At 62.4% G+C, this 26,507-nt stretch carries 26 protein-coding genes and 1 tRNA gene; 17 read left to right on the top strand and 10 right to left on the bottom strand.

Going from position 1 to position 26,507, the window contains the following annotated elements; all coding sequences use genetic code 11:
- Positions 1-71 precede the first annotated feature (71 nt).
- The 3 genes from IPM16_08650 to IPM16_08660 all read left to right on the top strand — a co-directional run bounded on the left by IPM16_08650 (position 72) and on the right by IPM16_08660 (position 4,343).
- A complete protein-coding gene (locus tag IPM16_08650; GenBank protein MBK9123175.1) occupies positions 72-698 on the top strand; it encodes a metalloregulator ArsR/SmtB family transcription factor in 627 nt (208 codons plus the stop codon).
- Positions 699-821: 123 nt separating this feature from the next.
- Positions 822-2,414, top strand: coding sequence for a PD40 domain-containing protein (locus tag IPM16_08655; protein MBK9123176.1), 1,593 nt, complete (start codon positions 822-824; stop codon positions 2,412-2,414).
- Positions 2,415-2,513: 99 nt separating this feature from the next.
- Positions 2,514-4,343: a M3 family oligoendopeptidase gene (locus IPM16_08660; protein ID MBK9123177.1), complete on the top strand. Its 1,830-nt coding sequence runs from the start codon at positions 2,514-2,516 to the stop codon at positions 4,341-4,343.
- A 75-nt stretch (positions 4,344-4,418) separates the two neighbouring features.
- On the opposite strand, the gene IPM16_08665 is transcribed toward IPM16_08660, so the two are convergent.
- Positions 4,419-4,805 (bottom strand): hypothetical protein, encoded by a 387-nt coding sequence (locus IPM16_08665; protein ID MBK9123178.1) that lies wholly within the window; start codon positions 4,803-4,805, stop codon positions 4,419-4,421.
- Positions 4,802-5,440, bottom strand: coding sequence for a sigma-70 family RNA polymerase sigma factor (locus IPM16_08670; GenBank protein MBK9123179.1), 639 nt, complete (start codon positions 5,438-5,440; stop codon positions 4,802-4,804). Before IPM16_08670 ends, IPM16_08665 begins: the two co-directional genes overlap by 4 nt.
- 119 nt (positions 5,441-5,559) lie before the next feature.
- Here IPM16_08670 and IPM16_08675 point away from each other — a divergent pair, with 119 nt between their 5' ends.
- The 7 genes from IPM16_08675 to IPM16_08705 all read left to right on the top strand — a co-directional run bounded on the left by IPM16_08675 (position 5,560) and on the right by IPM16_08705 (position 11,233).
- Positions 5,560-6,339, top strand: coding sequence for a LysM peptidoglycan-binding domain-containing protein (locus IPM16_08675; GenBank protein ID MBK9123180.1), 780 nt, complete (start codon positions 5,560-5,562; stop codon positions 6,337-6,339).
- Between the two features lie 12 nt (positions 6,340-6,351).
- Complete coding sequence (locus IPM16_08680) at positions 6,352-6,555, top strand: hypothetical protein (GenBank protein MBK9123181.1); 204 nt, start codon at positions 6,352-6,354, stop codon at positions 6,553-6,555.
- Between the two features lie 18 nt (positions 6,556-6,573).
- Positions 6,574-7,374, top strand: a complete 801-nt coding sequence (locus IPM16_08685) for a hypothetical protein (GenBank protein MBK9123182.1) — start codon at positions 6,574-6,576, stop codon at positions 7,372-7,374.
- A gap of 77 nt (positions 7,375-7,451) precedes the next feature.
- The gene (gene miaB, locus IPM16_08690; GenBank protein ID MBK9123183.1) at positions 7,452-8,834 is read left to right on the top strand and encodes a tRNA (N6-isopentenyl adenosine(37)-C2)-methylthiotransferase MiaB; all 1,383 of its coding nucleotides are present in this window, start codon (positions 7,452-7,454) and stop codon (positions 8,832-8,834) included.
- Positions 8,835-8,971: 137 nt separating this feature from the next.
- On the top strand, positions 8,972-9,604 hold the full coding sequence (locus IPM16_08695) for a 4-vinyl reductase (GenBank protein ID MBK9123184.1): 633 nt from the start codon (positions 8,972-8,974) through the stop codon (positions 9,602-9,604).
- Between the two features lie 140 nt (positions 9,605-9,744).
- The gene (rpsD, locus tag IPM16_08700) at positions 9,745-10,371 is read left to right on the top strand and encodes a 30S ribosomal protein S4 (protein MBK9123185.1); all 627 of its coding nucleotides are present in this window, start codon (positions 9,745-9,747) and stop codon (positions 10,369-10,371) included.
- 73 nt (positions 10,372-10,444) lie between these two features.
- Positions 10,445-11,233 carry a CDP-alcohol phosphatidyltransferase gene (locus IPM16_08705; protein MBK9123186.1) on the top strand — a complete coding sequence of 263 codons (789 nt, stop codon included), beginning with the start codon at positions 10,445-10,447 and terminating at the stop codon, positions 11,231-11,233.
- Here IPM16_08705 and IPM16_08710 read toward each other — a convergent pair.
- Entirely contained in the window at positions 11,230-12,840 is a 1,611-nt protein-coding gene (locus IPM16_08710) for a L,D-transpeptidase family protein (GenBank protein ID MBK9123187.1), read from the bottom strand. The two genes, IPM16_08705 and IPM16_08710, sit on opposite strands and share 4 nt — an antisense overlap.
- Positions 12,841-13,074: 234 nt before the next feature.
- On the opposite strand from IPM16_08710, the gene IPM16_08715 reads away from it, so the two are divergent.
- Together IPM16_08715 and IPM16_08720 are read left to right on the top strand one after the other, a co-directional pair.
- Positions 13,075-13,147: transfer RNA gene (locus tag IPM16_08715), tRNA-Lys, on the top strand.
- Positions 13,148-13,214: 67 nt separating this feature from the next.
- Complete coding sequence (locus tag IPM16_08720; protein MBK9123188.1) at positions 13,215-13,766, top strand: DUF1697 domain-containing protein; 552 nt, start codon at positions 13,215-13,217, stop codon at positions 13,764-13,766.
- A 746-nt stretch (positions 13,767-14,512) separates the two neighbouring features.
- Here IPM16_08720 and IPM16_08725 read toward each other — a convergent pair.
- A complete protein-coding gene (locus tag IPM16_08725) occupies positions 14,513-14,872 on the bottom strand; it encodes a hypothetical protein (protein MBK9123189.1) in 360 nt (119 codons plus the stop codon).
- A gap of 36 nt (positions 14,873-14,908) precedes the next feature.
- Positions 14,909-15,928, bottom strand: a complete 1,020-nt coding sequence (locus tag IPM16_08730; protein MBK9123190.1) for an aldo/keto reductase — start codon at positions 15,926-15,928, stop codon at positions 14,909-14,911.
- A gap of 124 nt (positions 15,929-16,052) precedes the next feature.
- On the opposite strand from IPM16_08730, the gene IPM16_08735 reads away from it, so the two are divergent.
- Both IPM16_08735 and IPM16_08740 read left to right on the top strand, forming a co-directional pair.
- Positions 16,053-18,116, top strand: a complete 2,064-nt coding sequence (locus IPM16_08735) for a thioredoxin domain-containing protein (GenBank protein ID MBK9123191.1) — start codon at positions 16,053-16,055, stop codon at positions 18,114-18,116.
- Positions 18,117-18,186: 70 nt separating this feature from the next.
- Entirely contained in the window at positions 18,187-19,356 is a 1,170-nt protein-coding gene (locus IPM16_08740) for an aminotransferase class I/II-fold pyridoxal phosphate-dependent enzyme (GenBank protein MBK9123192.1), read from the top strand.
- Positions 19,357-19,361: 5 nt separating this feature from the next.
- On the opposite strand, the gene IPM16_08745 is transcribed toward IPM16_08740, so the two are convergent.
- Positions 19,362-19,871 (bottom strand): PaaI family thioesterase, encoded by a 510-nt coding sequence (locus IPM16_08745; protein MBK9123193.1) that lies wholly within the window; start codon positions 19,869-19,871, stop codon positions 19,362-19,364.
- Positions 19,872-19,927: 56 nt separating this feature from the next.
- Between IPM16_08745 and IPM16_08750 the strand changes: the two genes are divergently transcribed.
- The 3 genes from IPM16_08750 (at position 19,928) to IPM16_08760 (ending at position 21,297) form a co-directional block, all read left to right on the top strand.
- The gene (locus IPM16_08750; protein MBK9123194.1) at positions 19,928-20,227 is read left to right on the top strand and encodes a hypothetical protein; all 300 of its coding nucleotides are present in this window, start codon (positions 19,928-19,930) and stop codon (positions 20,225-20,227) included.
- A 95-nt stretch (positions 20,228-20,322) separates the two neighbouring features.
- Entirely contained in the window at positions 20,323-20,625 is a 303-nt protein-coding gene (locus tag IPM16_08755) for a hypothetical protein (GenBank protein ID MBK9123195.1), read from the top strand.
- Between the two features lie 6 nt (positions 20,626-20,631).
- Entirely contained in the window at positions 20,632-21,297 is a 666-nt protein-coding gene (locus IPM16_08760) for a hypothetical protein (protein MBK9123196.1), read from the top strand.
- A 101-nt stretch (positions 21,298-21,398) separates the two neighbouring features.
- Here IPM16_08760 and IPM16_08765 read toward each other — a convergent pair whose 3' ends face one another.
- Genes IPM16_08765 through IPM16_08780 form a run of 4 tightly spaced genes read right to left on the bottom strand, consistent with a single transcriptional unit; the run spans position 21,399 to position 26,446 of the window.
- Positions 21,399-21,872 carry a GNAT family N-acetyltransferase gene (locus tag IPM16_08765; protein ID MBK9123197.1) on the bottom strand — a complete coding sequence of 158 codons (474 nt, stop codon included), beginning with the start codon at positions 21,870-21,872 and terminating at the stop codon, positions 21,399-21,401.
- Positions 21,869-22,417 (bottom strand): GNAT family N-acetyltransferase, encoded by a 549-nt coding sequence (locus IPM16_08770; GenBank protein ID MBK9123198.1) that lies wholly within the window; start codon positions 22,415-22,417, stop codon positions 21,869-21,871. The genes IPM16_08765 and IPM16_08770 overlap by 4 nt, the downstream gene beginning before the upstream one ends.
- A 10-nt stretch (positions 22,418-22,427) precedes the next feature.
- Positions 22,428-24,599: a hypothetical protein gene (locus tag IPM16_08775; protein MBK9123199.1), complete on the bottom strand. Its 2,172-nt coding sequence runs from the start codon at positions 24,597-24,599 to the stop codon at positions 22,428-22,430.
- A gap of 23 nt (positions 24,600-24,622) precedes the next feature.
- Positions 24,623-26,446, bottom strand: a complete 1,824-nt coding sequence (locus IPM16_08780; GenBank protein ID MBK9123200.1) for an ABC transporter ATP-binding protein — start codon at positions 26,444-26,446, stop codon at positions 24,623-24,625.
- Positions 26,447-26,507: the final 61 nt, after the last annotated feature.

The raw sequence follows: 26,507 nt of genomic DNA on the forward strand, positions 1-26,507 counted from the left end.
CAGGTCTTGACAGTACTCATATTTTGACGATCATCTAATTTGACGCACATCACATTAAAAGGAGGTGGCTCGTGCTCACTAAAGCGCAGCAGATGGACGTGCTGCAACTGTTCAAAGCGCTGGCAGACGACACCCGGTTTGCCATGTACGCTCAGCTCGTGCAGGGTGAACAATCGGTCGGCGTGCTTGCAGAGGCGCTGCAGATCACCGAACCGACCGCTTCGCATCATCTCGGCAAGCTGCGGCAGGTCGGCTTGGTGACGATGCGTGCCAGCGGTACCCACCGCATGTACTCGATCGACCCCGGTCGCGTGAAGTACTTCAAGGCGATGGTCGGCCAGATCGACCAGCTCGACCATTCGGACGAACCCGAAGACAAGGCATGGCTCGACAGCCTCGATGTCAGCGAGGACGACCGCAAGGTGTTCAAGGACTACTTCGCCAACGGCCGGCTGACGCAAATCCCGACCAAGCAGAAGAAACTGCTGGTCGTGCTGCAGTGGCTGGCGACCAAGTTCGAGGCCAACCGCGAATACACCGAGCGCGAGGTCAACGCCATCGTGTCGGAGGTCCACGAGGACTACGCCACGCTGCGCCGCAACCTGATCGAGTTCGGGTTCCTGCGCCGCGAGCGCGGCGGGGGCCGCTATTGGGTAACGCCGGAGGACGAAAAAGGGACGCAGTGGGTTGAGTTCTAGCCGAGCGTCAGTAGCTGCGCTTCACAGCGAGAGTTGACTGAGCGCACAGCGACAGTACGGAAAGACCGCCGCATCGGTATGGTATGATTCGCTCCCTACTGCGGGGCACGGAGCATACCGCCGATGCGGATTCAGCGTTTACTGTTGGGAGTATGGATCGTCGTCGCGGCCGCAGGCTGCAACCTGACGGCATCCGAGCCAACGTCTACTCCTACGCCCGATGTGACCGTCACCGACACACCAACCGTGACCGCCACGCCGACTGCCAGCGCTACACCGACAGCGACGTTTACGGCCTCGGCCACATTCACGCCGAGCAGCACTCCGACCGTCACGCCCACACCGTCGCCGACGTTCACACCGACCGTAACACCCCAGCCCGTCGCGCTCCTGCGGGTTGACAACAGCGCGCTGCTTGACATCGCCGGCGACGTCCGCGACGGACTCGAGTTCCCGCACGTCGCCTATACTGTCTCCAACGACCGGCAGACGATCACGAACTTGTCCACTGCCCAGCCCGAGACAGGCATCGTGACGCTCTACTTTGCATCACCGTCCAACCCCGCCGGCCGCATCGAAATCGTCGAGGTCAACAGCCAAATCGACGATCAGTTCTACATTGCGCCAAGCGGCAGCGCCGCGGCCTACCTCGTCAGCGACCCATTGGGCTTAACCAGCGGGCTGTATGTCGCCGACGTGGCGCTTGGGTTAAGCGCGCGCATCAGCACGATGAACAGCTTCACCCAGCGTGGGCGGTTTAGCGCGCCCGATTTCTCGCCCGATGGGCGCAGGCTCGCCGTGGCGATGGCCACCGGATACGACCTTGACGTCTTCCTCTACGACCTCGATCAAGCACAGTGGTTCAATCTCACTAACGCCGGGTCGTATGACTGGGCGCCTCAGTGGTCGCCGGACGGGCGATTCGTCGCATTCCTGTCCGACCGCGAGACGTGTTCGTCTTGGATCCCGGGCGATGGCGGCTGTGTCGCAGGCGTCGACGAGCCGCAAGCTGCCGGCCATATCTATCTGTTCGACGTCACCAACGGCAGCGTCACGAAAGTGTCCGAAGACGCTGTCGTCGAACAGCCGCGTTGGGTCACGCCGAGGCTGTTGTCGTACGCCGTGACCGACCCGACCGACATACTCAGCCAGGAACGCAGTCTGTACCTCGCCGATGTCATCAGCGGCACGGTATCGCCGGTGCGCATCCGCGGGACGCAGGGCATGACCATCTACTCGAGCGAGGCATACTCGCGGGATGGGCGCTATGTACTGCTGCAGAACAGCACCAGCACGGCCAATCAGGTCGTTCTGATGACCGTGGCCGGCGACCCGATCGCCACGACATCGGACCTGAACTTCCCGCGCTTCGGCATGGCAGCGTCGTGGGACGCGGCCGGGACGCGGATCGTCATCGGCGGGCTGGCAGGACAGTGTCCTTTCGGCCGCGTAATGGTCGATGTGGCCGCAACCGTCGCGCAGCAGCAGTTCGTGTATACCGCTTCGCCGCTACCTCCTAACCCGACCAGCATGTGCCAGCCCGTGTTCAACGGGGACGGAACATGGGCGGCGCTCGTCGGCGTCAGCCGGCCTTCAGCGACCGCCCCCGACGGACGCGAGGACGTCTACGTCGTCAACAACAACGGCTATGACCAGCGCAACATGACCGGCACATTGCGCGGCTCGTTCCGGCTGCTTGGATGGGTCGGCGGCTGATCCGCCGCGATTGTGAGCATTGCGTTGGAATACTGGCGCGGCGCCGACAACTCGCGTATCATTTGAAAATATTCAAACGTGCTTGAAAGGATACCCCGCATGACCGATGCTCCCGCAGCGGAAGCCAAACAAACCGGCGCCGAAGACGTCGTTTGGGATCTCTCCGTATTCTATTCGAGCCTCGAAGATCCCCAAATCGAGGCCGATATCCAGCGTACGCACGAGCTTGCCGACGAGTTCGCGCGGCGCTACAAAGGCAAGGTCGCCACGCTCAGCGCCGACGAGATCGTCTCGGCGATCACGCTGTCCGAGGAAATCCAAGACCTCGAGGGCCGCGTCTCGTCGTTTGCGTACCTCAAGTTCAGCGAGGATGCGATCGATCCGAAGGCCGGCGCACTCGTGCAGCGTGTGACCGAGTTCGGATCGGAGATCGGCCAGAAGATGGTGTTCTTCGAGCTTGAGTGGAACGAAATGGACGACGAAGAGGCCATGGACATCATGGTCGAACCGCAGGTCGCCAAGTACCGCTTCCAGCTCGAGTCTGCGCGCCGCTACAAGAAGCATCAGCTCAGCGAGATCGAAGAGCAGCTGCTGATGGAGAAGTCGGTGACTGGCAACGCGGCGTGGGGGCGCTTCTTCACCCAGATCACCAGCGCGATGCGCTACGAACTGGACGGCGAGAAGCTCACGCAGTCGCAGATCATGGAGAAGATGCGCGATCCCGACCGCGAGCTGCGCCGCCGTGCGGCAGACGCGGTGACCAAGACCCTGCGCGAGAAGTCGATGGAACTGACCTACATCTTCAACGTGCTGGCCGCGGACAAGGCTCAGAACGACAAGCGCCGCGAGTACGAGTCGTGGATTTCGGCACGCAACCTCGCCAACCTCGCGCCAGACAGCGTGGTCGAGGCGCTGATCAGCGCCGTGACCGCCAGCTACGATATCGTCGCGCGGCACTACGACCTCAAGCGCCGCCTGCTGGGGGTCGAGACCTTGTACGACTACGACCGCTATGCTCCGCTTGCGCTTCAGGAGTCTGACGCGTTTTACCCGTGGGGCACTGCGCGCGAGATCATCCTCGAGGCGTTCGACGCCTTCAGCCCGACGTTGAAGGACACTGCCAGCAAGTTCTTCGACAACAACTGGATCCACGCGGCGCCGATGCCCAACAAGCGCGGCGGCGCGTATGCCAGCCCGACCGTGCCCAGTGCGCATCCGTTTGTATTCCTCACTTACCTCGGCAAGACCGACAACGTGCAGACGCTCGCCCACGAACTCGGCCATGGCATGCACATGTACCTGTCCGGGCAGGCGCATTCGTGGCAAGGTCTGTACACCCCGCTGACAACCGCAGAGATGGCTTCGGTCTTCGCCGAGATGTTGGTGTTCCAGGACCTGCAGAAGAAGGAGCCGAATCCCGAAGCGCGCCTTGCGATGCTGTTCGAAAAGGTCGAAAGCACGTTCGCGACCGTTTTCCGCCAGATCAGCATGAACCGCTTCGAGGACGCGATGCACACCGCACGCCGTGCAGAGGGCGAGCTTTCGCATGAGCGGCTCTCGGAGCTGTGGATCGAGACGCAGCGCGCGATGTTCGGCAGCAGCGTCGATCTGCGTGACGATTATGGCGCGTGGTGGAGCTATGTCCCGCACTTTTTGCAGGCGCCGGGCTACGTGTATGCGTATGCCTTCGGCGAGCTGCTCGTGCTGGCACTGTATAACCTGTATCTGGAGCGCGGCGCGGAATTCGCGCCCAAGTACGTGGACGTGCTGGCCGCCGGCGGTTCGGATTACCCGGACAAGATCCTCGCCAAGGTCGACGTCGACCTGAACGACCCGGCGTTTTGGAGCAAAGGTCTGGATGCCATTCGTGCGCTGGTTGCTCAAGAAGAGCAGATCGCGCGCGAGCTGTACCCCGAGAAATTCGCGTAGGACTGGCCCGCAACATACAACGGCCCGAGGGATCGCCCCCGGGCCGTTGTGATTCGGTCAAGTTTTCGCGGCGTCCTACGCCTCTTGCGACGTCGCTTCCAGATCACGTTCGGCGCGGCTGGACGCTACGCCGGTCAACCAGCGAAGGACGATCAGCACGGCGCCCACGACCGCGAAGACACCGGCTGCCCACTGCACGCGCGGGGGCATCGCGCGAACCCGCGCAACCACGCTCCGATCCGGCGTCCCGAGCAGGTCCGCGCGTAGATCGCGCACGAACTTGTGCGACGGCTCGACCGGCGTGAACATCGACCGCAGCGCGAGCAGGATCGGAATAAACGGCTCGACAAGGTCTTGATCATGCTCCCGCGCGCTGCGGCGCATGCCGGACTCGCCCGACGAGCCGAGCAGCGCCTCGGTCATCGCATTGAGTGCATCATCGAGGGGTGTTTCGACGTTCATCGGGTCGCTTTCCTTCGTTTCGACTTCTCGTCCTTCGGGGCCGTGTCAGTGGCCGGCCACGGCTTTTGCATTTCGTCGCGCAGCGCCAGCAGCGTGCGGTGGTACAACGATTTCACCGCGCCTTCGGTGCGGTCCATAATGGCGCCGACTTCTGCATTGGACAGCCCTTCGACGAACTTGAGCGTCAGGAGCTGTTGGCGTTCCTCGGGCAAGGTCTTGACAATGGCCCGCAGTCGATCGACATCTTCCTGTTCTTCCACGGCGCGGTCCGGCGCGTCGCTCACAAGCTCGCTGGCGATGTAATCCTCCAGCGCAACGATCTTGCGCCGGCCCTGATCGCGGTGCCAGTTAGCGGTCAGATTGTGTGCGATGCGATACAGCCACGCCTGAAATGGGATGCCGCGGTCAGTGTACGAGTCGATATGCCCCATCGCGCGGAAGAACACGCGCGACGTTAGGTCTTCCGCGTCTTGTGCGCTGCCGGTGCGGAAGTAAATGTAGTTGTAGATCCGTTTGACGTAGCGTTCGTACAGCTCGCCGAACGCCGCTTGATCGGTATGGCAATGCTCGACCAACTCCACATCGGATAGGTCTTTGAGGCTGGGCCGTTTGGGGACACGCTTAAAGAGTTTCATCACTACCAATAACCCACGTTTGCCCACTTCGTTGCGATTCGGCAGACAATTGTTTTGCACCCGCCGCTACACCGATGGTATGCTAATTGTTACAGTTTCCTGACCTTTTGGGAACGCGTATGTCCAAGTCGAAGATATTGCCTGTGTTGGCATTGTGTGCCGCTGTTGTGCTGAGCGGCTGTTTTCGTCAGGCTGATGAAACGTTTGACGAAGTGACGCTTGCCCCGGCAACGAGCTCCGGATTGGGGATCACGTCTGTGCCGGTGACCAGCGTCCTCGGGCCGACCAATACGGTCCCCCTGCTTATCACTCTGGCGGTGACAGAGACGCCGGGCACCTTGGCTACCGAAGCTGCGTCGGGCCAGTCTCTGACCGTCACGCCTGCGCGGACGTTCATCACGCCCGGTTCGCCGCTCGGCACCTTTACCGTCCCGACCATCACGCCTACGCTTGGGCCGACTGAGACGATAACGCCGGGCGGACTGATCACGCCGACCGACTTCTTCGACGCCGACGAGGCGGGCGTCAACTCGGCCTGCGAGTATGAGGTGCGCGGCGGCGACACGCTGTACAGCATCGCCCTGCGCAATCGCACGACGATCACGGCTATCAGAGAGGCGAACGAGCTCGCCAACGATACGATTTTCCCCGGCGACATTCTGATCATCCCGGGCTGCAACGACGAAGACGAGACCGAGAGCGCCGACGCTCCTGACGCACCGGACGTTCCGGAAGGGTTCATCGTCCACATCGTCCAGTCTGGCGAGGTGCTCGGTGCGATTGCCGAACGCTACGGCGTAGGCCAAAGCGTCATCGTCTCAGCGAACAACCTGACGAACCCCAACGCACTGTCGGTCGGCCAGCGCCTGCTGATCCCGGTGCCGACCGAGACTCCATAGAGGATTACCCCCATGGCCGACGCCGCCGATTCGATCAAGACCATCGCCGAGACCGAGAACTATCTCGCGTACAGCGCCGTCGAGCCAGACGGCGAGCAGACATTTCATCTCGAGCTCGGCTCCGTCACGCTGCATTTCTTCCGCGAGGAGTGGGACGAACTGTTGGGGTTGATGGACGACGCGATCGCTGCCTCTGGTAACAAAGGCAGACGCTGATCGATGGTCTCACCGCGCGTGGAACGACTGCTGTCGGAGGCGATGCTCAAACATCTACCGCCGAGTCAGTCGGCTATGCGAGTCCTCGATGTTGGCGGCAGGCTCAATGCGCTCATCAACGAGCGCCGGCCCGAAATCCACGTGACCGAGGTTTCGGGCGGCATTGCTGCCTCCGCGATCGAGCCTGTTGATGCGGTCGTCGCGTTTGATCACGGCCTTGATCCCGACCTGCTCGCCAGCGCAATTGCCGCGCTGCGCCCCGGCGGGCGTCTGATCGTTCTGTCTGTCGATGGCGATCCAGCACCGGAGCAGGTCGAAACCCTTGAGCGGTACGGTTACACACGCATTCTGGTCGAAACGGCCGCCGAGTGCCCTCTTCCGGTCGGCGTCCTCATGCGCGGTGAAAAGCCGCACACGACCGACGACACCCTTCAGCGCATCAAAGTCGCCGCGGACCCGGACACCGCAACCGGTGCGCTCGCTTCCTACTCCGGCCGGTACGTCTACCTGCTGATCCGCCAGTCGCCCAACAAGCCGGCGTGGGCGATGCGTGCCGACGACGTGATTGTGTGGGAGGCGGCGACGTTCGACGATCATCTGCTGGCGTTCAGCAGCTTGCCGAAAGCGGTCGCCTTCATGCAGCCTGTGATCCTCGGCGGGGCGCAGTTGGGCGTGTCCAAGGTCGCCAAGTTCCGCACCGATGTCGTCGCGTCGTGGGGCGTGCCTGTGCATATCAACCCTGCCCCCGCGCAGATCGATACATCCAAGATCGGCATGCTGCGCGTGGACCACGCCGCGGCTGAACAGGCCGACGAATAGGCGAAGCCGGCCCCGATTGACGGGCATGGCCGCCTGAACTACAATCGGGCCACCGAAGGTCGTGGGACATCAACGTCATGAAGTATCACATCTGGACGTACGGCTGTCAGATGAACACAGCCGATACCCAGCATCTTGCATCCGAACTGGAGCGCATGGGCCATCAGGCCGCGGCCCATGAGGACGACGCGGACATTTTCGTGGTCAACACGTGCGTCGTGCGCCAGTCTGCCGAAGACAAAGCGATGGGCCGGCTTCACCTGCTGCGCAAGGTCAAGCAGAACGACCCCGAGAAGGTCATCGGCGTCATGGGCTGCATGGTCGGTGTCAAAGACCCGCTGTGGATGCGCAAACGCCTGCCGTGGGTCGACGTGTTCCTGCCGCCTAGCGAACCGACCCCGATGGTCGAGTATCTTCGCGATCGCGGCTGGGAAGGTGAAGCGGTCGCCGCCGAGTACAACGAGCGTCTCAAGCGCGACGCCATTCAGGACGGCGACCTGATCCTGCCGGCGCACGAGGCCGGCGGGCTGATCAGTGCTCACGTTCCGGTCGTTTATGGCTGTTCGCACGCCTGCACGTTCTGCATCATCCCGTTCCGCCGCGGCATTGAGCGTTCACGCCCGGTCGGTGAAATTGTGGCGCATGTCCGCAGCCTCGCGCTGCAAGGCGTCAAGGAAGTCACGCTCCTCGGGCAGATCGTCGATCGCTACGGCAAGGACATCGCCGACGGCCCGGACTTGGCCGACTTGCTGCGGGTCGTGCACGACACCGCCGAGGAGTACGGAGTCCATCGCATTCGCTTCCTGACCAGCCACCCCAACTGGATGACTCCGCGCCTGCTCGACACGGTGGCCGAACTGCCGCGCGTGATGCCGGTGATCGAAGTGCCGGCTCAGGCCGGTTCGGATGCCGTTCTTGCGCGCATGAAACGCGGCTACACCAACGCGCAGTACCGCGCCCTGATCGAGGATATTCGCCAGCGCATCCCCGACGTCGCCATTCACACCGACATCATCGTCGGCTTCTGCGGCGAGACCGAGGCGCAGTTCATGGAGACGTACCAGCTTCTGGACGACCTCAAACTCGACAAGGCGCACCTCGCCCGCTACAGCCCGCGCCCCAACACCGTCAGCGAGCGCAAGATGGAAGACGACGTTCCCGACGAGGAGAAGGTTCGCCGCCACCATATGCTCGAAGAGCTGCAGAAGCGCGTGCTGGGCGAGCGTAACGCGCGCTGGCTCGGCGAGACGGTGCAAGTCTTGGTCGAGGATCAACACAACGGCAAGTGGCGCGGACGCACCCCGCAGAACAAGCTCGTCTTCTTCGAGGACGCCGCCGACTGGCAGGGCCAGCTTGTCGATGTCGAGATCGTGCACACGACGCCGTACAGCATGCAGGGTCGCCTGCCTGCCGATCCGCGCCCACAGGCTGACGATCCTCTGGTCGTGTTCGCCGGCTAACTATGTCGAGTGACAGCGCAAAGCCTTAACGCTAGGTTGTTGGGGAATAGCCTGTCGTTTGATATACTTTTCTAGCGTAGAATGGCCCGGCATCCGTAGGTGTCATTCCCACCACACACTCTGGAGGTCCGCAAGCGATGGCTCGCGACAAGAGCGGCTACTACTACCCCAACAAATTCGCCAAGATCATTCTTGAGTCGATGGAAGACGTCATGGGGACCAACGGCCTGAACACGGTGCTCAACCGCGCGGGCTTGCAGAACTACGTTGGCAACTATCCCCCCGACAACTTGGAGAAGGGGTTCGACTTCGCGGACTTTTCGTCGCTGACCGAGGCGCTTGAGGATATGTACGGTGCGCGCGGTGGGCGGGCGCTTGCTCTGCGTGCAGGCCGCGCGACGTTCGCCGAAGCCTTGCGCGGGTTTGGCGCGCTGGCCGGCGTGAGCGATCTTGCCTTCAAGGTGCTGCCGCTCAGCGCCAAACTGCGCATCGGCCTGCCGTCGATGGCCAACATTTTCAACCAGTTCAGCGATCAGATCTCGCACGTGCACGAAGAAGGCACCGACCGGATGATCTACACGCTGGAACGCTGCCCGATGTGTTGGCAGCGCAAATCGGACAAGCCGATCTGCCATGTCGGTCAGGGCCTACTGCAAGAAGGTTTGCGCTGGGTGAGCGGCGGGCGCGAATTCCAAGTTGATATGTCGACGTGTATCGGCGTCGGTGACGACATGGGCCGCTACATCATTTACAAAGAGCCGCTGAGCTGATTTGCGCGGCGGCCGCACACGCGAAGAATTCCCCCTAGCATTGCGGTAAAAAGCCGCTATACTGGCCCTTCGCTTCGTTTGATAGGAACCGACCGGGCTTATTTCCGGTTGTTTCGCTTAGGATAGGAATCACGCACAGGATGGCATCGTATCACGGCCCAAAGGCGAAGGTTCAGCGCCGCTTCGGTGAGGTGCTGATCCCGCGCGCCAAGTATCAGAAGATCCTCGACAAGCGGTCGTATCCGCCCGGCGAGCACGGCAAGGAAAAGCAGTTCAAGAGCGGCCGTCGCAGCGACTACGGCACGCAGTTGGACGAAAAGCAGAAGCTGTCGTTCATCTACAACATCCGCGAGCGTCAGCTGCGTACGTACTACCGCCGCGCGACCCGGTTGACCGGCCGTACCGGCAGCAACCTGATGGCGCTGCTCGAAACCCGGCTCGACAACATGGTCTACCGTTCGGGCCTCGCCGCTACGATTTGGGCCGCCCGTCAGCTGGTCAGCCACGGTCATGTCACGGTGAACGGCTCGGTAGTGAACCTGCCGTCGTACGCCGTGCGCGTGGGCGACACGATTGGCCTGACCGAGAAGATGCGCAAAAACGTCCATGTGGTCGAATGGTCGGAGTCGTCGGTCAATCCGCCTGAGTATCTGCTCACCGACAAGACCGCGTTGACCGCGACCTTGAGCCGCATGCCTGAGCAGGAAGAGATTCCGGTACAGGTCAACATTCAGCTCGTCGTCGAGTTCTACAACCGCCTGACCTAAACCCTCAGGGCAAGAACAGCCAACATGCGCCCGCCATTCCGCGGGCGCTTTCGTTTCTAGGGGCAGATCAGTCGTGCGAAAAGCAGCAGCGTGGGCAGTCCACTTCTACACCGGCCTTGGCGGTCTGATCGGGGTCATGGCCCTGCTGTTAGCCGCATCCGGCGACATTCGCGGCGCGTTCGGCCTGCTGGTCGTCACCATGATCATAGACGGCACCGACGGCATCCTCGCCCGCCGTGTGAAGGTATGGGAAGTCCTGCCACGCTTCGACGGTGCCTCGCTTGACAACGCCATCGATCTTCTGACGTACGGTTATATCCCGATCTTCATCATGGCCAACGAGGGCCTACTGCCCCATCCGTTCTGGGCGCTCGTACCGGCAGCGGCGCTGCTGTACGCCTACGGACAGGTCGACATGAAGACGCCCGACTCGTTCTTTCTCGGGTTTCCGAGCTACTGGAACGTCGTCGCGCTCTATATGTTCTGGCTTGAGCCGGCAGCGCCGATTGCCATCGCCATGGTCGTCGTCCCGGCTGTCCTCACCTTCATCCCGACCCGATACCTCTACCCGAGCAAGAATCAGATTTTGTGGCGCGTGACGTGGCCGCTGGTCGCAATCTGGTTCATCCTGCTGCTGGTGATGCTTGGCCAGCACCGGCCGGACCCGTCGCTCGTGCTGCTCAGCCTGTACTTCCCGATCTATTATACGGTTGCCAGTTTCTGGGTCGATTTCCGCGCACGCCACGGCACGCTGCCGCGCGAACCGCGTGAACCCGGCGGATGGCGCCGCTTCCGCCTGCTCCGGCGTCCATTTCAACGTATGCGCCGGCCCTTTCAGCGCGGCCATACCCACCACCACTAGGCGCGAATCTCGACGACGACCCCGTCCTCGGCCCACTCGTACAACTGCTGGATATTCGTGTTGCTGAGCAAAATACAGCCGTAAGTCACGCGCGTGCCGAGGCTGTTCTCCCACAGGATCTGCCCGCCGCCACGCGTTGGAAAGCCGTGGAACCCGTTTGTGAAATCGGCACCGGGGATCGGCTGATACACGCCCATGAAGTTCGGCATCCACAGATTCCAGTTGCCTGCGTAGGCATTCGGCACGTGCGAGATGATCTGATAGATGCCGGGCCACGTTGGACTGCTGGAGATCCCGGTGCTGGCCGGCCACTCCCACTTGACCGCGCCGTTCTCGTACACCCACACGCGCTGCTGACTCAGGCTCACGATGATGCGCTTGCCCGGCACTGGCTCGAACGGCATGAAATGGTCGACCGACGGAATGGTAATGGTCTGCCCGGCGTTAACGAGCTGGATGCCGCCGTTGGCCTGCTGGATCCACGGGTACGGCACGCCTTCGTCATAGGCGATGCTGATGATCGTCTCGCCGGACACCACGACGCGCTGCCGGTCACGGTGGTAGACGCGTGCGGTCACACGCGGGTTGCGCTGGCCGATAGCCGCCTGAATCCGTTCGACCACGGCGTCGACATCGATGTACTGGTCGTTTTCGAGGCGCGCTTGGCCCTGCGCTAGGAACCCGCGCAGCGCGTCATCCTCGAGGCTCAGGCGCAGTCCGCCCGGTGCGTTCGAATCAGACGCGGCACGCAGCCACCCCGCCCAGCTCTGCGGCGCGGCAGTCCACTGCGAGACGCCGCCGCTGCGCGGATCGTACACGTCGATCGTCAGTGGATTGGCCAGCAAGGCCTCGGCCGCGGCCACCATTGGCGCGGCATCGGTGATCGCCGGAGCCAGCGCCACCATCCTCATCGGGATTTCGCCGTGCTCCAGCCAGCCGACCGGGTCGGTTGCGATCAACTCGGCAGTGCCCTCAACGTCGATCGCGCGTCCATCGCGTGCGGGAAGCGCCTGAACCCGTCCGTCAACCAGCGCGATCTGCGCATCGACAGCGGGCTGCGTCACCTGATCGGCGAGGCTCGCCAACCCGCTGCGCGCGGCCTCAGGGTCGAACGTCAGCACAGGGGTCACCGAGGCGCCAAGGATTCCAGCAACCGCGTTGCCCGACACGCGCCCATAGCCGAACGCACGGGCGGCGCTCGCCGCCGGATCGACGATCAGTCCGAGCCGCGCGGGTTCAATCTGCCACTGGCGATCCGTCGCCCGGTCTTGCAGCAGCACCACCGGCCACTGTCTCGTCAACCGCTGCTCCGCTTCGATGACCGATAGCCCCCCGACCGATACGCCGCCTACGCGTACCCCGGGCAGGATATTGTCGCCGTTGACCAACGACACGCCGAGGATCAGCGCAAAGACGCCGGCGAACACCGTCGAGACGCCAAGCGCCACTACTGCGATTAGCCACAACGGGATGCCCGGACGCGGCTTGTGCGCCGCAGCGGGCATGCGCGGGAGCACGGGCGGCGGGCCGGGCGGGCGCGTGGCATATGACGGCGGGCGGGCAGCCCCCATCGGCAGCGTGTTCTGGGCCTGCTGCTGGGTATGCAAGGCGCGCTCCTCAAAGGGGCGCTCAGGGCGCGGGCCGCGCGGGTGATGTGGCTGCTGCGGCGGGCGGGATCGCGAATTTGCCATCGTCGGGTCTGGATGCCTTACGGAACATATGGTCTGAAGTCGCACAATTATAGCCTGATTTCTACCGGCGTAGGCCGGGCGTCAGGCAAGCGCCGTCGCTCTGTTTGGTCTTGACGCGGAAAGCGATTGACCTATAATGTTCCATACAACGCCTCCCTAGCTCAATTGGCAGAGCAGTTGACTCTTAATCAATTGGTTGTAGGTTCGAGTCCTACGGGGGGCACAGCGGCGGGATACCTGAACGTATCCCGCTTTTGATTCGTGGTCGACAGCAATGGGAGGCGAACACCATGCCGGTCTACGTGTCACTGCTGCGAGGTATCAACGTTGGCGGGAACAAGAGGATCAAGATGGCCGACCTCAAAGGCTTGTACGAGGCGCTTGGACTGCGGTCGGTGTCCACCCTACTCCAGAGCGGCAACGTCGTTTTCGAGTCGGACACGGCGGATGCTTCGGGGCTGACGTCGAAGCTTGAAGCCGCCATTGTTCACCACTTCGGGTTCGAGTCGAAAGTCATGCTGCGGAGCGGGCAGCGCCTCGCAGAGATCGTCGCAGGCGTACCGCTCACGCCTGAGCAGCTTGCCGAACCGAGCAGGATTCTCGTCACGTTCCTGCGTGAGACGCCGTCGGATGACCGCATCGCCGCCTTGCACGAAGCTCACGCCGGGCCGGAAAAGTTACAAGTTCGCGGGGATACATTGTATGCGTTCTATCCCGACGGCATGGGACCCTCGAAGCTCGACAATGCGTTCGTTGAGCGGCGACTCAAGACCCTCGGCACCGGGCGCAGCTGGAACACCGTCACCAAGCTGCTTGCGCTGGTCGGCAGCAGCGGAGTCTAAAGTTCGTCCTCGTTGGTCCGCCGTACGGATCGTCGATACAGCCGATAATCCTTGACTGCGCCGAGTTCCCTCGGCGTAAGTGGGCGCTGCTGTTTTGGACGCGGCCGATGCTCTGCCTCTTGTGGCTCGGGTGCGAGATCAGCATCAGGACTATCCCTGCGCGTTCTTCCAGAGAGCGGTTCGCGTTCACGAAATGACTCTACGGCGTCAGACCGTGAGTCCGCCGGGCGACGATTGCGCAGCTTGCGGAATCGTTCAGGGGGCGGCGGACTGTTCGAGAACTGCGGTTCCGGACGATATCGCTCCAGTTGTTCTCGGCGTTCTGCTTCACGCCGTGCCCTCCGCTTCAAGTAGCTGTATACATCACCTGAGAAAATGTGGACTTCGCCTAATGCCCAAATTCCCACGCCTGCCGTCCACAGCAGGGCGGCGAATGATAGTCCCACTATCAAACGCCAGACCAGAGAAGCGGCAACGAAGAGCGTTCGATCGACCTCGATCGGAGCCTGAAGGAAGTAGACTGTAACCATACGTGTGTTGAACGGACTTGGACGCAGTGGTGAATCAAAGCCCGCGCTGATCAGAACTCCGAGCGCGACCACGATTGCCAGGCTTCGCAGCAAGACGCTGCTAATCCAAAACGCTCCATATCCTCGCATGGTGGCAGTCCCTCACAACGCGTGTACACACCATGCTACGAATTGTAACGTATTATTGCCGCACGACCGTTAAGCTCGGCTAGTTGATCAGAGCCGGCGTGTGCCCTTGGATCGCGAATCATCCTCGACCTCGAACGTTACTGTCACATCCTTGATTCGAACTCTACGCCCGTCCAGATAGGCGGCCGCCAGCAGCCGGTCCGGCAGCGCAACCGCCGACCGCATGACGGCCTTCACATACCACTGCTCAAGTGTAGAAAGGTCTTCGTGCAGCGTGATGATTTGTCGTTCGGCCGGTTTGCCTGCCTTCACCACATGCCAGAACGCAACGACCGGTGCGTTGAGTACGTCGGCAAGCGACGGGCGATCTGGATATCCCTCATTGCCCCACGCACGCTCGTGCTCCTGTACGCGGTCGATTAGGTCACGCGACTTCTCTCCGGCCACCCCGACCTCCTAGCCAAACCGATATTCCTGTCCGGATTATATCGGCTTGATATCAAGCTTGTCGGAGAGATTGCCGAGCGAAAGGCTCAGGACGCCGTCGCTGCGCAGGAAGCCCATCGGGAACTCCGACCGGAATCCGCTGATCTTGCTCAGTGCAGCCATCTGATCGTCGGACAGGCTGAATTCAAGACATCCGAGGTTGTCTTCGAGATGCGCGACCTTGCGACAGCCCAGAATCGGGATCACGGTGCCGGACTGCTGGCGCACCCAATTGAGCGCGACCTGTGCCGGTGAACGCCCGATCTCCCTGGCAATCGCCACGACCGCCTCGCCCATTGCGCGTTCGCTGTCGCTGATCTCGCGGTTGCGCTTGGGATCGGTATTGTTCGGGTCGCTGTACTTGCCGGTCAGGACGCCCGCCTCCAGCACGCCCCATGGCAGCAGCGCCATATCGTGAAAGCGGGCCATCGGCGCAACCTCCCGTTCGATCGCACGGTCGGCGAGCGAATACGGCACCTGCATCGCGCACGGGCGCGTCCAGCCAAAGTCGTCGGCCTTCGCGACCGCATACGAGACGACCCACGCCGGCGTGTCGCTGAAGGCGAAGTGCAGCACCTTGCCGTGACGGATCAGGTCGTCCACGGCGCGCAGCACTTCCTCCGGCGCCGTCGTGAAGTCCCACATGTGGAGGTACAGCAGGTCGATGTATTCGGTCTGCAAGCGCCTCAGGCTGCCCTCGACCGAGCGCATCATGTTCTTGCGGTGGTTGCCGCCAGTGTTCAGGTTGTTGCGATTCTCAATGAGCGTGTACTTGGTGGCGATCACCCACCAGTCGCGCTCCCCCTTCGTGAACTCGCCGACGAACTTCTCGCTCGTCCCGTTGGTGTAGTTGCACGACGTATCGATGAAGTTCCCGCCGGCCTCACGGAATTTCTCCGTGATCTGCCGGCTGACGTCCATACTCGCTCCCCATCCCCAATCCTCGCCGAACGTCATCGTCCCGAGGCACAGCTCACTCACGCGTAATCCAGTTCGACCCAGCAGCTTATATCGCATCTCACCCTCCATTTGAAAAAACTTGAATGACGGTATGAGTATGCCGTGAACATCCCCGGCTTGCCAGTGAACTACGGCGAATCGACCGTTAAACTAGACCAAAGTACAGGAAGGAACCTGCCCGATGCCCAACCGACTCGCTCAAGAGACCTCGCCCTACCTGCGCCAGCATGCCGACAACCCGGTCGACTGGTACCCATGGAGCGACGAGGCATTTGAACGCGCCCGCAGTGAAGACAAGGCTGTTCTGCTGTCGGTGGGGTACAGCGCGTGCCATTGGTGCCACGTCATGGCCCATGAGAGCTTCGAGCATCCTGAGACGGCCGCGTTGATGAACAGTTTGTTCGTAAACGTCAAGGTCGACCGCGAGGAGCGCCCCGACGTCGATGACATCTACATGAACGCCGTACAGGCCATGACCGGTCATGGTGGCTGGCCGATGACGGTCTTCTTGCTGCCGGACGGCAGGCCGTTCTGGGGCGGCACGTACTTCCCGCGCGAGCCGCGCTACGGAATGCCGTCGTTCTCCCAGATTCTGCACGCCATTCACGACGCCTACGCCAATCGTCGAGCCGAGGTCGAACAGGCGGCAGCGAGCCTCACCCAAGCGCTCGACAACAGCCTGCTCGACGTGGGCACGTCTGCCGACGACCTGACCACCACGCTTCTCGATCGCGCTGTTTACAAGCTGGTGGGTGGATTCGACGAGATTAATGGCGGATTCGGCGGTGCGCCCAAGTTCCCGCAGCCCATGAACTTCGCCTTTCTGCTGGCGCATTACGTCCGTACTGGCAACACGGACCCGCTTGACGTCGTTACGCACACGCTTCGCAAGATGGCGCGTGGCGGCATGTACGACCAGATCGGCGGCGGCTTCGCGCGTTACAGTGTGGATGAGAAGTGGCTCGTCCCGCACTTCGAAAAGATGCTGTACGACAATGCGCAGTTGTCGCGCCTGTACTTGCACGCGTGGCAGGTGACCGGCGACCGGTTCTTCAAAGCGATCGCCGAGGAGACCTACGACTACATCCTGCGCGAGATGACGTCCCCTGAAGGCGGCTTCTACTCCGCCACCGATGCCGACAGCGAAGGCGAAGAAGGCAAGTTCTTCGTCTGGACGATCCCCGAAATCGAGTCCCTGCTGAGCGCAGACGACGCACGCGTTGCCATCGCCTTCTACGGCATGACGCCGGGCGGCAACTTCGAGGGCAAGAACATCTTGAACGTCCCGCGCGAACCGGAGGACGTCGCCGCCGAACTCGGCATGTCGGCTGACGATCTCGCTGCCGCCGTGGACCGGATCAAGCACACGCTGTACGCCGCGCGGTCGCACCGCATCCATCCCGGCCTCGACGACAAGGTCCTCACCGCGTGGAACGGTCTGATGCTCGGCAGCCTTGCCGAAGCGGCACGCGTCCTCGACCGTGACGACTATCGTTCAGCAGCAATTCGTGCCGGCGAGTTCCTGACGTCCACGATGGTTGATCAGACGGCCAATGGTCCGCGCCTGCTGCGCACGTACAACCACGGCAAAGCAAAGCTCAACGGCGTACTCGAAGACTACGCGTGCCTCGCGGAGGGCTTGCTCGATCTGTACATGACGACATTCGATCCGGCGCACTTTGACCTCGCGCGCGGGTTGACCGATCGCGCGTTGGCGCACTTCCGGGCCGAGGACGGCGGCTTCTTCGACGTCAGCGACGATCACGAAGCGTTGATCGTCCGCCCGCGGAGCCTGCAGGACAACGCCGTGCCGTCCGGCAGCGGAAAGCTGTGCCGCGTGCTGGCGCTGCTGTCCGCTTACACTGGCGATCCTCGCTACGATGACGCCGCACGCGCCGCGCTGCGTCTGCTGGTCAGCGGCATGAGCGAGTATCCGCAGGCGTTCGGCGAGTCGCTTGGCGCGGTCGAGCTGCTTGCCGGCGGCATGATCGAGCTGGCGCTGGTCGGACCGAACGAGTCGCCGGCCATGCGCGCGCTCACGCGCGAGGCGTGGTCGGCCTATCGGCCCAACCTGATCGCCGCGCACGCGGGATCGGATGCCCCGGTCGACCATCCGATCCCGCTGCTGGCCGGGCGTGCGCAGCGCGATGGCAAGCCAACCGCGTATGTGTGCCGGCAGTTCGCGTGTAAGCTGCCGGTCACGGAACCTGCAGCCCTGCGCAGCCAACTCGAGTCGATGGACTAACGTGGATCGCTTGAGTCGGCGCACCGCCTAAGCGATAATATCGGCCTAGCCACACGGGGGAGATTGTCTCATGCCGCGCATCGCAGATCGTGTCGTGCCGTTCGGGACGACGATCTTTACCGAAATCAACCAGCTTGCTCAGCAGCATAATGCACTGAACCTCGGCCAAGGCATGCCCGACTTCGACGGGCCCGCGGCGGCGATCGAAGCCGCGGTCGCGGCGCTGCGTTCAGGGAAGAGCAACCAATACCCGCCCGGGCCGGGCATCCCGGAGCTGCGGCAGGGGATCGCCAACCACGCGGCCCGCAGCTATGGTCTCTCCGTCGATCCGGCTAAAGGCGTTGTCGTGACACCGGGCGCGACCGAGGCGATCTTCGCGTCGATCATGGGCCTTGTCGACCCCGGTGACGAAGTAATCGTCATCGAGCCATTCTTCGACAGCTATGTACCCGACATCCTGATGGCCGGCGCGACTCCGGTGTTCGTGCCCATGCACGCGCCAGATTGGACGTTCGATCCGGACGAGCTGCGCGCGGCGTTTTCGCCCAAGACCCGCGCCATCCTGATCAACACCCCGCATAACCCCACCGGCCGCGTGTATACCCGCGACGAACTATCCCTGATCGCCGACCTCGCCAAGGAGTTCGACGCGACCGTCATCAGCGACGAGGTCTACGAGCATCTCGTCTTCGACGACGCACAGCACGTCGCAATCGCCACGCTGCCGGGCATGTTCGATCGCACCGTGACGATCGGGAGTGCGGGAAAGACGTTTGGCATGACCGGATGGAAAATTGGCTGGGCATACGGCCCGTCGGAATTGATCAAAGGTGTCGGGCAGGCCCACCAGTTCATCGCATTTGCGGCCAATCACCCGGCACAGCGGGCTGTCGCGTTCGCCTTCACGCTCGACAGCACGTACTACGAAGAATACCGCGAGCTCTACACACGTAAGCGCGACCTGATGTTGCAAGGTCTCGACGCCGCCGGCCTGTCCTACGTCACGCCGCAAGGGACATACTTCGTGATGGCCGATTTCAGCAGCGTGTTCGACGGTGACGACGTCGCGTTCAGCCGACACCTCATCGAGCAGGTCGGCGTCGCGACCATCCCGCCGACGTCGTTCTACAGCGCCGGGCACAAGCATCTCGGCTCGAAACACGTGCGATTCGCGTTTTGCAAGAACGACGCGACACTGGAGCAGGCCGCAGAACGTCTCGCGCGGCTCAAGCGCGGTTAGGGCGCTTACTCGCCCTTGGCGTGGGCGGTCTGCGCGAGATGCCCGACGTCGACCCGCACAAACACGGAATCCCCGACGGCGGTCAACACATCGCCGGCGTAGACCTCGCACAAGACGCGCGTCTTGCGCCCAACCTCGCCCTCGACGCGGGCGCGCAAGTTCAGTGGGACGCCCAACGGCGTCGGCTTGATGTACTTGACCGTCAGCGTGCCGGTGACGCAGTCGATGCGCGGCTGCGAGCCAGCCTCGCGGACCTCGGCGCGGTAGTGGTGCGCCATCGCGGTCCAATTCGAGTGGCAGTCGATCAGCATGGCGATCAGGCCGCCGTAGACCAAAGACGGCCAGCCCGAGTACTTGGGTTCGGGTATGTGCGTCATCACGACATGCACGCCGTCCGGATCCCAGAAGCTCTTGATCTGCAGCCCATCCTTGTTGGCCGAGCCGCAGCCAAAGCAAACGCCGTCAGGCGCGGCCAAATCCTGCAAGGCGATGGGGGCAGAGAGTTGGGTAGACATCACGCGGTGGTCCCCGTTGATGGGTATAATGAGTCTATTGTACAGGGAACCTTTCTATGAACGGAAAACGTGTTCGCATCACGGTCGATGCCTCGAATCCGCCGCAGCAGCAGCTGGAAGATTTGGCGTGGGGGCGAGAGAACGAAGACCGCCTTTTCACGCAATACGGAGATTGCTACGTTCTGATCTATAGACGACAAGTCGTTGGATCAGGGACGACAATTGCGGATGCGGTTTCAGACGCAGAGACTAAGTTGGATAAGGGCGAGGACGCAATCACTCCGGCGATTCACAAGCTGGTCGACCGAAGTAAGGCGGTGTTGTTCGGAGTTGTCCGTTCGGGCTCCACGCGGTGACACGAATCAACCTCAGGTTCTACGCGAAGGGTTTCGTCGAGGTGTTCTGTCGACTAAAGACTCGACACGAGTCAGCCTACAGACTGACAGCGGTGGTGGATACCGGTGCTCAAATCTCACTCCTTCCGCTTGAAATTCTGGACCTGCTTGAAGATGCCGGATCACCGCAGACGCGGATTTCGCTTGAGCAAGCGGGAATCACCAGGCATTCGTTTGAAGCTGTAGAAGCACGTATTGCCCTTCAGTTCGAGGATTTGGAAGGCAACGTATCGGAAGTCATTACCGCACCATGCTGGTTCGCAGATACCGAAGTCGCGCTGATTGGTTTCGAAGGCGTGCTGGATCGCGCCGTGCTGCACATTGACTACCCCGGCCGTATCGGATGGATTGACGTTTAGACACCGATGAACGACGAACGACTGACCAACTGCACCTACGATTTCTGGCTCGACACGTGGTTCTCGACCGCCCAATCCGAACATGCCGGCATGTGGCCGCATAACGCCGCCGGTTACTGGTGCAACCTGCCGCCTGAGATTGAACTCGAGTATGTGACACGCGCCTTCCAAACGGCGGACACTGCCCTCGCCCGGTTCCAAGAAGACCATGTCGCTGAGGCGCTCTGGGAACTGGCTGGATCGTCCGGAGTCTTTCACGTGCTCTCGCAGTTCCCAGCAGACAGCGCTCCTGTTGCAGGCTGTCTTGAGTCCATCGTCACGTTGTTTCGCGATTACCTTGCGCCGCGCTGCAGACCGGTGCTCGGGCACCTGGACGAGGCCGGCGCCGAACCGCTCAACCGCGTGTGCTATATGTGGTGGGACATCTTCCCGTTCGCGATCGGCATGAACGGATTGACGGCGCTGGACCGCTCGCTGCTCGATGTCATGAAGCAGCAGCTCACTATTGACCACGACGCCGTCCGCGAAAGCGCCTTGCACGGCCTCGGCCATGTCGTTAACCCGCGTGAGAGCGCCGTGCAGATCATCGACGGATTCCTAGACTCGCATCCGCGCATTCGCCCCGAACTGCGCCAGTACGCCCTCAACGCGCGCGCTGGGTGCATCAACTGAGTGATGAGTTGTGAGTGATGAGTGACGAGTCGGCGCTCAATCGCTCATTCGCAGTGTGCATCTGAGCAAGGGGCAGACGCCAGTCGTCGTCATGGAGTGGGCTAACGTGCGACCAAGTCGATCTTGAACACCAGCATGTCGCGCAACAGGATCCCGTTCTCGACCACTGGCGGGTCGATGTAGGCGAAGTAGTCGCGCTTGACCGCGTGCATGCGAAAGCCGCATTTCTGGTAGAACGCGATGTTGTCGAGGCTGCAGTTGCCTGTTCCGACGATCACGCTCGCCACCCCGCGCCGCCGGGCTTCCGCGACGCTCCACAGCACGATCGCCTTCCCGATTCCCTTGCCCCGGACAGCCGGCTGCACCGCCACGTAGACGATCTCCGACTCGTCCGTGTCCCAGCGCATGACCAGCGCCGCGACTCGCTGATCGGCGACCGATGCGGCATACGCCAAGACCGCCGGTTCGGCCAATGCGCGCCGGATTCGCTCGCTGCCTTCTTCCGCTTCGTCAAGCGCTTCAACGAGCCATTCGATGTCGGCGCAGACGTCGATGTGGAGGTGCAGCAGTGTCATGGCCCGAAGGAGTGGTTGAGCAGCTTGTAGAACAACACCGTCGAGATGAACTCCCCGTTGGCTGCGCGCGCAAAAACCGGGATTTCGCCGGCCCGAATGTATCCCAGTAGCGGATACATCTGCTCCGCGCCGCTGCCCAGTTCGGTGTCGAGTACCAGCAGCCACCGCCCCGCCTTGCGTGCTTCGTCCTCGATCGCCGCCATCAGCACCCGTGCAATCCCGCGCCGGCGCATGGACGTCAACACGAGCACTTTCTGCACCTCTGCGCGGTGCGCGCCATTGGGCTGACCGGCCATCGCGAGATGCGCGCAACCCACCACGCGCCCGTCGACTATTCCGCAGACCACGACCCGCTCGCCACGCTCGACCTCGCCGCCAACGCGGTCCCAAAACCGGCGATTAAGCCCCTCATCCAGCGGTGGAAGAAAATTGACAGACGAGCCGCCATCGACCGAGTCGCGCAGGAGCTCCACGAACTCGTCGATGCGGTCGCGAATCAGGCTCGCCGGCACACTGACCACTTCGAGTTTCGTTATGGCTTCCATCACCTGCCCCTTAGCCAAGCGGAATGACGATGAATGGGTCCTCGAGGTCCGATCCCTCGGGTCCAGTCGCAGACTCGGAGATTGTGCTCCATCCGATGCGCAGTGTGCATTGTGAAATGTCGACAGAATCCGGCAGCACGAACACCAGCGAATCCCGCACCGTTTCGCCTGCGGTCCACGTCGAAGTCGGTTCATATCCACCGAGCGGCGGGCGGTCTTGCTGCTGGATGATCTGCCCGTCCGGCCCAACGACGTGAACGAACCACGCATGGTCTGCCTTAAGCGACTCAGTCGCGGTCCACTCCAGCACGACTGAGAGCCGGCTTCCCGACCAGTCTACACCGTAACGCGCCAGCGTGATCGGGCCGAACGACCATCCGCCGGGTTGATCGGCCTCCGGCAGCGGCGAGGTGTCGAACAGCAGCGCGCGGTGCCCAGCGGCGGTTGTCTCGCGCACAAAAGCGGAGTCGCGCCACAGCGACTCCTCGATCCAGTTTGACGGGTCGCCCGGCAGAAACCATGTCACGTACCACATCAGATCGCCGCTCAACGCGTCAATTTGCGCCTTCACCGGCGGATGACCCACCGGCGCCTGCGGGTTGGTCACCACGAACCGCTGGTCGTTGTTGACGTCCATTAGCAGCGGGCCGATCTCGAACGAACCGACGAGCGCGGGCGCCGCCGGGATCAGGTCATGGCGGATCTGCTGCACCACCGCCCAATCAGGCCGGGCCTGCTGCCTCAGCGCAATGACCGCACTTCCAGCAAGCGCGACACACGTCAGGGCGATCAACGCTGCACGGCCGCCAAAGCGCCACGCCGCCCATGCAGCGATCAGGATCGCGCCCACCGCAGCGAAATGCACTCCATCCACGCCGTATTCGAGCCACGCCGGGGTCAGCACCGCGCCCTGCCTGATCTGATCCAACGCAGCCGCAAACATCGGCTCGGACGGGTCGAGCGCAGGGCTGATGGCACGCCCTTCGTAATACGGCACGTAGTCGGTAACCGCACCGAGGACGGACACCAGAATCGAAAAAGCGGCGACTGCGCCAACGAGAATCTGGCCGGGCCGATGGATCCACAGGCCGCGAATCGCGGCTGCGACGAACGGTATCCACAGCGGCAGGATTGGCAGCAGAAAGCGCGGCCCCCAGCCATATGCGCCGTCCCATGCCCACCACAGGCCGTAGACGATCGACTGCACGAAGGTCAACGCCAACGCAAGCGCTAGCCACGTCCGCAGTGCAGTGCCTGCACGGCGTCGTAACAGACTTCCAATACTTCCCCAAACTGCCAACAGCATGAGCGGGCTGTACCAGAACACACCGCGGTACGGGCTCAGCCAGTTGCCGTACAGTCCGAGCGCCAACGGTGTCGTAAAGCCCTCGCTTTGGCCGAGGCGGTAGCCTGTTAGCGCATCGAACCGTGCGAGGTTGTCAAGCAAGACGAGCGCAAGCGCAAGTGCCGCCGGGACTCCGAACCCGAGTGCCGACCGGACGCCGCCGCGCCCGATCACAACGAGGCCCGCGACACCGACAAGCGCGGTATACGTCAAGTTAACGCCCTGCGTGAGGCCGAACGCCGCGCCAGCGAGGATCAGCCAGCGCAGGTCGCGCCGGCGCGTCCACTCGAGCAGGGCGCCCACTCCGGCCAAGAGCAGAAACGCGGCCAGCGGCTCGCCAAACAGCGACCCGGCAAGCACCAGCGCCATCGTGCCTACGCCGTACAGCAGCGAGGACACCGCAGAGATGCGCCCGTTGAACCGCATGCGGCGCAAGATGGCGTACAGCACGCCACAGGTGGCCGCCGTAACCAGCGGATTGAGCAGCATTGCGACGGCACGCGTGGGCAAGTCGTCCCAGACTGTAGGCGCGATCAGCAGCGGGACGAGCGCGATCGACGGCAGGATACCCTTCTTGCTCGTGCGCTCGCCGTCCGGGCGAACAAGGTAGAGTTCGCCGCCTTGACCGTCCGACTCAATAAGCTGACGCGGCGAACTCAGGATCGTTGACGCTGCTATACCGTGCCGCAGCCACGTCTGCGCCATGTCGAGCGTGTCTTGGCCGTCAATGCTGCGCGGTGACGCCTGATACACGAGCAACGTGAGCGCAAACACGACCGCAGCGACGATCGCCGATTGACGAGCTGTCGATGCCGTGCCGGTGGATGTCGCGTTCACAGTCCTCCCGAGCCGAAGCCGATCTAGTCGGACGCGAGGGCGGTGCGGGCGTTCTCGATGTACTCAAGCGATTGATGGCGGAAGTACGTGTCGTACAGCTCGGCATAGTGCCCGCCTTGTGCCATGAGCGATTCGTGGCTGCCCTGCTCGATGATCTCGCCTTCGCGCAGCACGATGATCCGGTCGGCAGAGCGCACCGTGCTCAGGCGATGGGCGATCAGAATCGACGTCGACTGCTGCAAGATCAGGTCGAGCGCCTCCTGAATCTGCGACTCGGTGAACGGGTCGACACTTGCGGTCGCCTCATCGAGAATGAAGATCGCCGGGCGCTGCAATAGCACGCGCACGAGGCTAACCAACTGGCGCTGCCCCATGCTCAACCGCGCGCCGCGCTCCCCGACGCTGCTGTTTAGACCCTCCGGCAGCGTCTCAAGCCACTCACCGCCGCCGATGCTGTAGGCCACCGTACGCACGTCCTCTTCCGAAGCATCCGGCCGGCTGTACCGGATGTTGTCGATGATCGTGCCGCTGAACAGGAATGGCTGCTGCGGGACGATCCCCATGCGTGAGCGGTAGTCGTGCAAGTCGAGCGTGCGAATGTCCCGCCCGTCGATGCGAATCGCGCCCTTCTGAAACTCATAGAACCGAGTAATGAGCTTGGCGATGGTCGACTTGCCCGCGCCGGTATGGCCGACGAATGCGACGCTCTCGCCGGGCGCGATGGTCAGGTCAAAGTCCTTTAGCACCGTGGTCCCGTCGTCGTAAGCGAACGTGACGTTGTCGAACTCGATCTTGCCTTTGAGTTCGGTCACCGGGTCATTGGCCGTCTGCACGACGGTGTTCTGCGCGTCGATCAGCGCGAAGATGCGCTCCGTCGAACTTAGCGCTTGCTGGAACTGGCTCCAGAACGTCGACAGGTTGAGGATCGGGAAGTAGAAACGGTCGATACCCTGCAGGAACAGATACCACGCGCCCACGCCGATCGCGCCGAACACCACCTGCTGCGCGCCGGTCATCAGTACGAGCGAAACCGCCAGACCGGAGATCAGGTTGAGCATCGGAAACACCGATGCCAGCACGAACCCGCGCGCCAGATTGGTCTGGTAAGACTGCGTGTTGACACGCGAAAACTCCGAGTACAGGAATTCCTCGCGGCGGAAGTTCTTGGCGACGCTGATCCCGCTGACGCTCTCCTGAATGTTGTCGTTGACGTTGGCCATCGCGCGCGATCCGTAGCGGGTTGCGCGGCGTGCGAGGCGGCGGAACAGCATCGACGCGCCGATCGTGAGCGGCGTCGTCCCGACGAGTACGATGGTCAGAAACAGCGATTGGCTGAGCAGGACGAAGAACAGCACGATCAGCGAAATCAACTGTGTGACGACATCGCTGGCGATGATCGCGACGTCGCCGAACTCCTGCGTGTCGCTCGTGATGCGGCTGACGATCTTGCCGGACTTGTTCTTGTCGTAAAACGCCAGATCGCGCTGAAGGGCCGCGTCGAAAGCGTCCTTGCGCAGCGACGCGACCACGTTGCCGATCACCTTCGACATGAGAAACCGGCGCGCGTAGTTGATGAAGTACTGCAAGATGCCGGTAACGACCAGCGCAGCGACTAGGCCGAGGACGACCGTTGAGTTGCGGTCGAGTTCGAGTTCGTCCAGCGCGGCGCTGAACCACACGGGCTGAAACGACGCGACGAACGACAAGACCGCCAATCCGACGACGATGATCGTGACTTCGCGCCTGAAGCCGCGCAGGTAACTGGCGATGCGGCGGTACAGATACGTGTCCCCGTACTGCCGGTCGTACTTGTCGCCTTCGTCCAAGCCGCGAAAGAATACTGCCATGATCTACCCCGGTAATGTCGTTCGGTCGAGTCGTGAATGCGACTACTTTATCATTGGCATG

Origin of the sequence: Candidatus Flexicrinis affinis (genome assembly GCA_016716525.1) — a bacterium.
GTDB classification, from domain to species: domain Bacteria; phylum Chloroflexota; class Anaerolineae; order Aggregatilineales; family Phototrophicaceae; genus Flexicrinis; species Flexicrinis affinis.

Bases quoted from the DNA above. Each gene is read 5' to 3' on its own strand.
- IPM16_08655 (MBK9123176.1), top strand. From the start codon at position 822: ATGCGGATTCAGCGTTTACTGTTGGGAGTATGGATCGTCGTCGCGGCC.
- IPM16_08660 (MBK9123177.1), top strand. From the start codon at position 2,514: ATGACCGATGCTCCCGCAGCGGAAGCCAAACAAACCGGCGCCGAAGAC.
- IPM16_08665 (MBK9123178.1), bottom strand. From the start codon at position 4,805: ATGAACGTCGAAACACCCCTCGATGATGCACTCAATGCGATGACCGAG.
- IPM16_08670 (MBK9123179.1), bottom strand. From the start codon at position 5,440: ATGAAACTCTTTAAGCGTGTCCCCAAACGGCCCAGCCTCAAAGACCTA.
- IPM16_08675 (MBK9123180.1), top strand. From the start codon at position 5,560: ATGTCCAAGTCGAAGATATTGCCTGTGTTGGCATTGTGTGCCGCTGTT.
- IPM16_08680 (MBK9123181.1), top strand. From the start codon at position 6,352: ATGGCCGACGCCGCCGATTCGATCAAGACCATCGCCGAGACCGAGAAC.
- miaB (MBK9123183.1), top strand. From the start codon at position 7,452: ATGAAGTATCACATCTGGACGTACGGCTGTCAGATGAACACAGCCGAT.
- IPM16_08695 (MBK9123184.1), top strand. From the start codon at position 8,972: ATGGCTCGCGACAAGAGCGGCTACTACTACCCCAACAAATTCGCCAAG.
- rpsD (MBK9123185.1), top strand. From the start codon at position 9,745: ATGGCATCGTATCACGGCCCAAAGGCGAAGGTTCAGCGCCGCTTCGGT.
- IPM16_08720 (MBK9123188.1), top strand. From the start codon at position 13,215: ATGCCGGTCTACGTGTCACTGCTGCGAGGTATCAACGTTGGCGGGAAC.
- IPM16_08730 (MBK9123190.1), bottom strand. From the start codon at position 15,928: ATGCGATATAAGCTGCTGGGTCGAACTGGATTACGCGTGAGTGAGCTG.
- IPM16_08735 (MBK9123191.1), top strand. From the start codon at position 16,053: ATGCCCAACCGACTCGCTCAAGAGACCTCGCCCTACCTGCGCCAGCAT.
- IPM16_08740 (MBK9123192.1), top strand. From the start codon at position 18,187: ATGCCGCGCATCGCAGATCGTGTCGTGCCGTTCGGGACGACGATCTTT.
- IPM16_08745 (MBK9123193.1), bottom strand. From the start codon at position 19,871: ATGTCTACCCAACTCTCTGCCCCCATCGCCTTGCAGGATTTGGCCGCG.
- IPM16_08750 (MBK9123194.1), top strand. From the start codon at position 19,928: ATGAACGGAAAACGTGTTCGCATCACGGTCGATGCCTCGAATCCGCCG.
- IPM16_08760 (MBK9123196.1), top strand. From the start codon at position 20,632: ATGAACGACGAACGACTGACCAACTGCACCTACGATTTCTGGCTCGAC.
- IPM16_08765 (MBK9123197.1), bottom strand. From the start codon at position 21,872: ATGACACTGCTGCACCTCCACATCGACGTCTGCGCCGACATCGAATGG.
- IPM16_08770 (MBK9123198.1), bottom strand. From the start codon at position 22,417: ATGGAAGCCATAACGAAACTCGAAGTGGTCAGTGTGCCGGCGAGCCTG.
- IPM16_08780 (MBK9123200.1), bottom strand. From the start codon at position 26,446: ATGGCAGTATTCTTTCGCGGCTTGGACGAAGGCGACAAGTACGACCGG.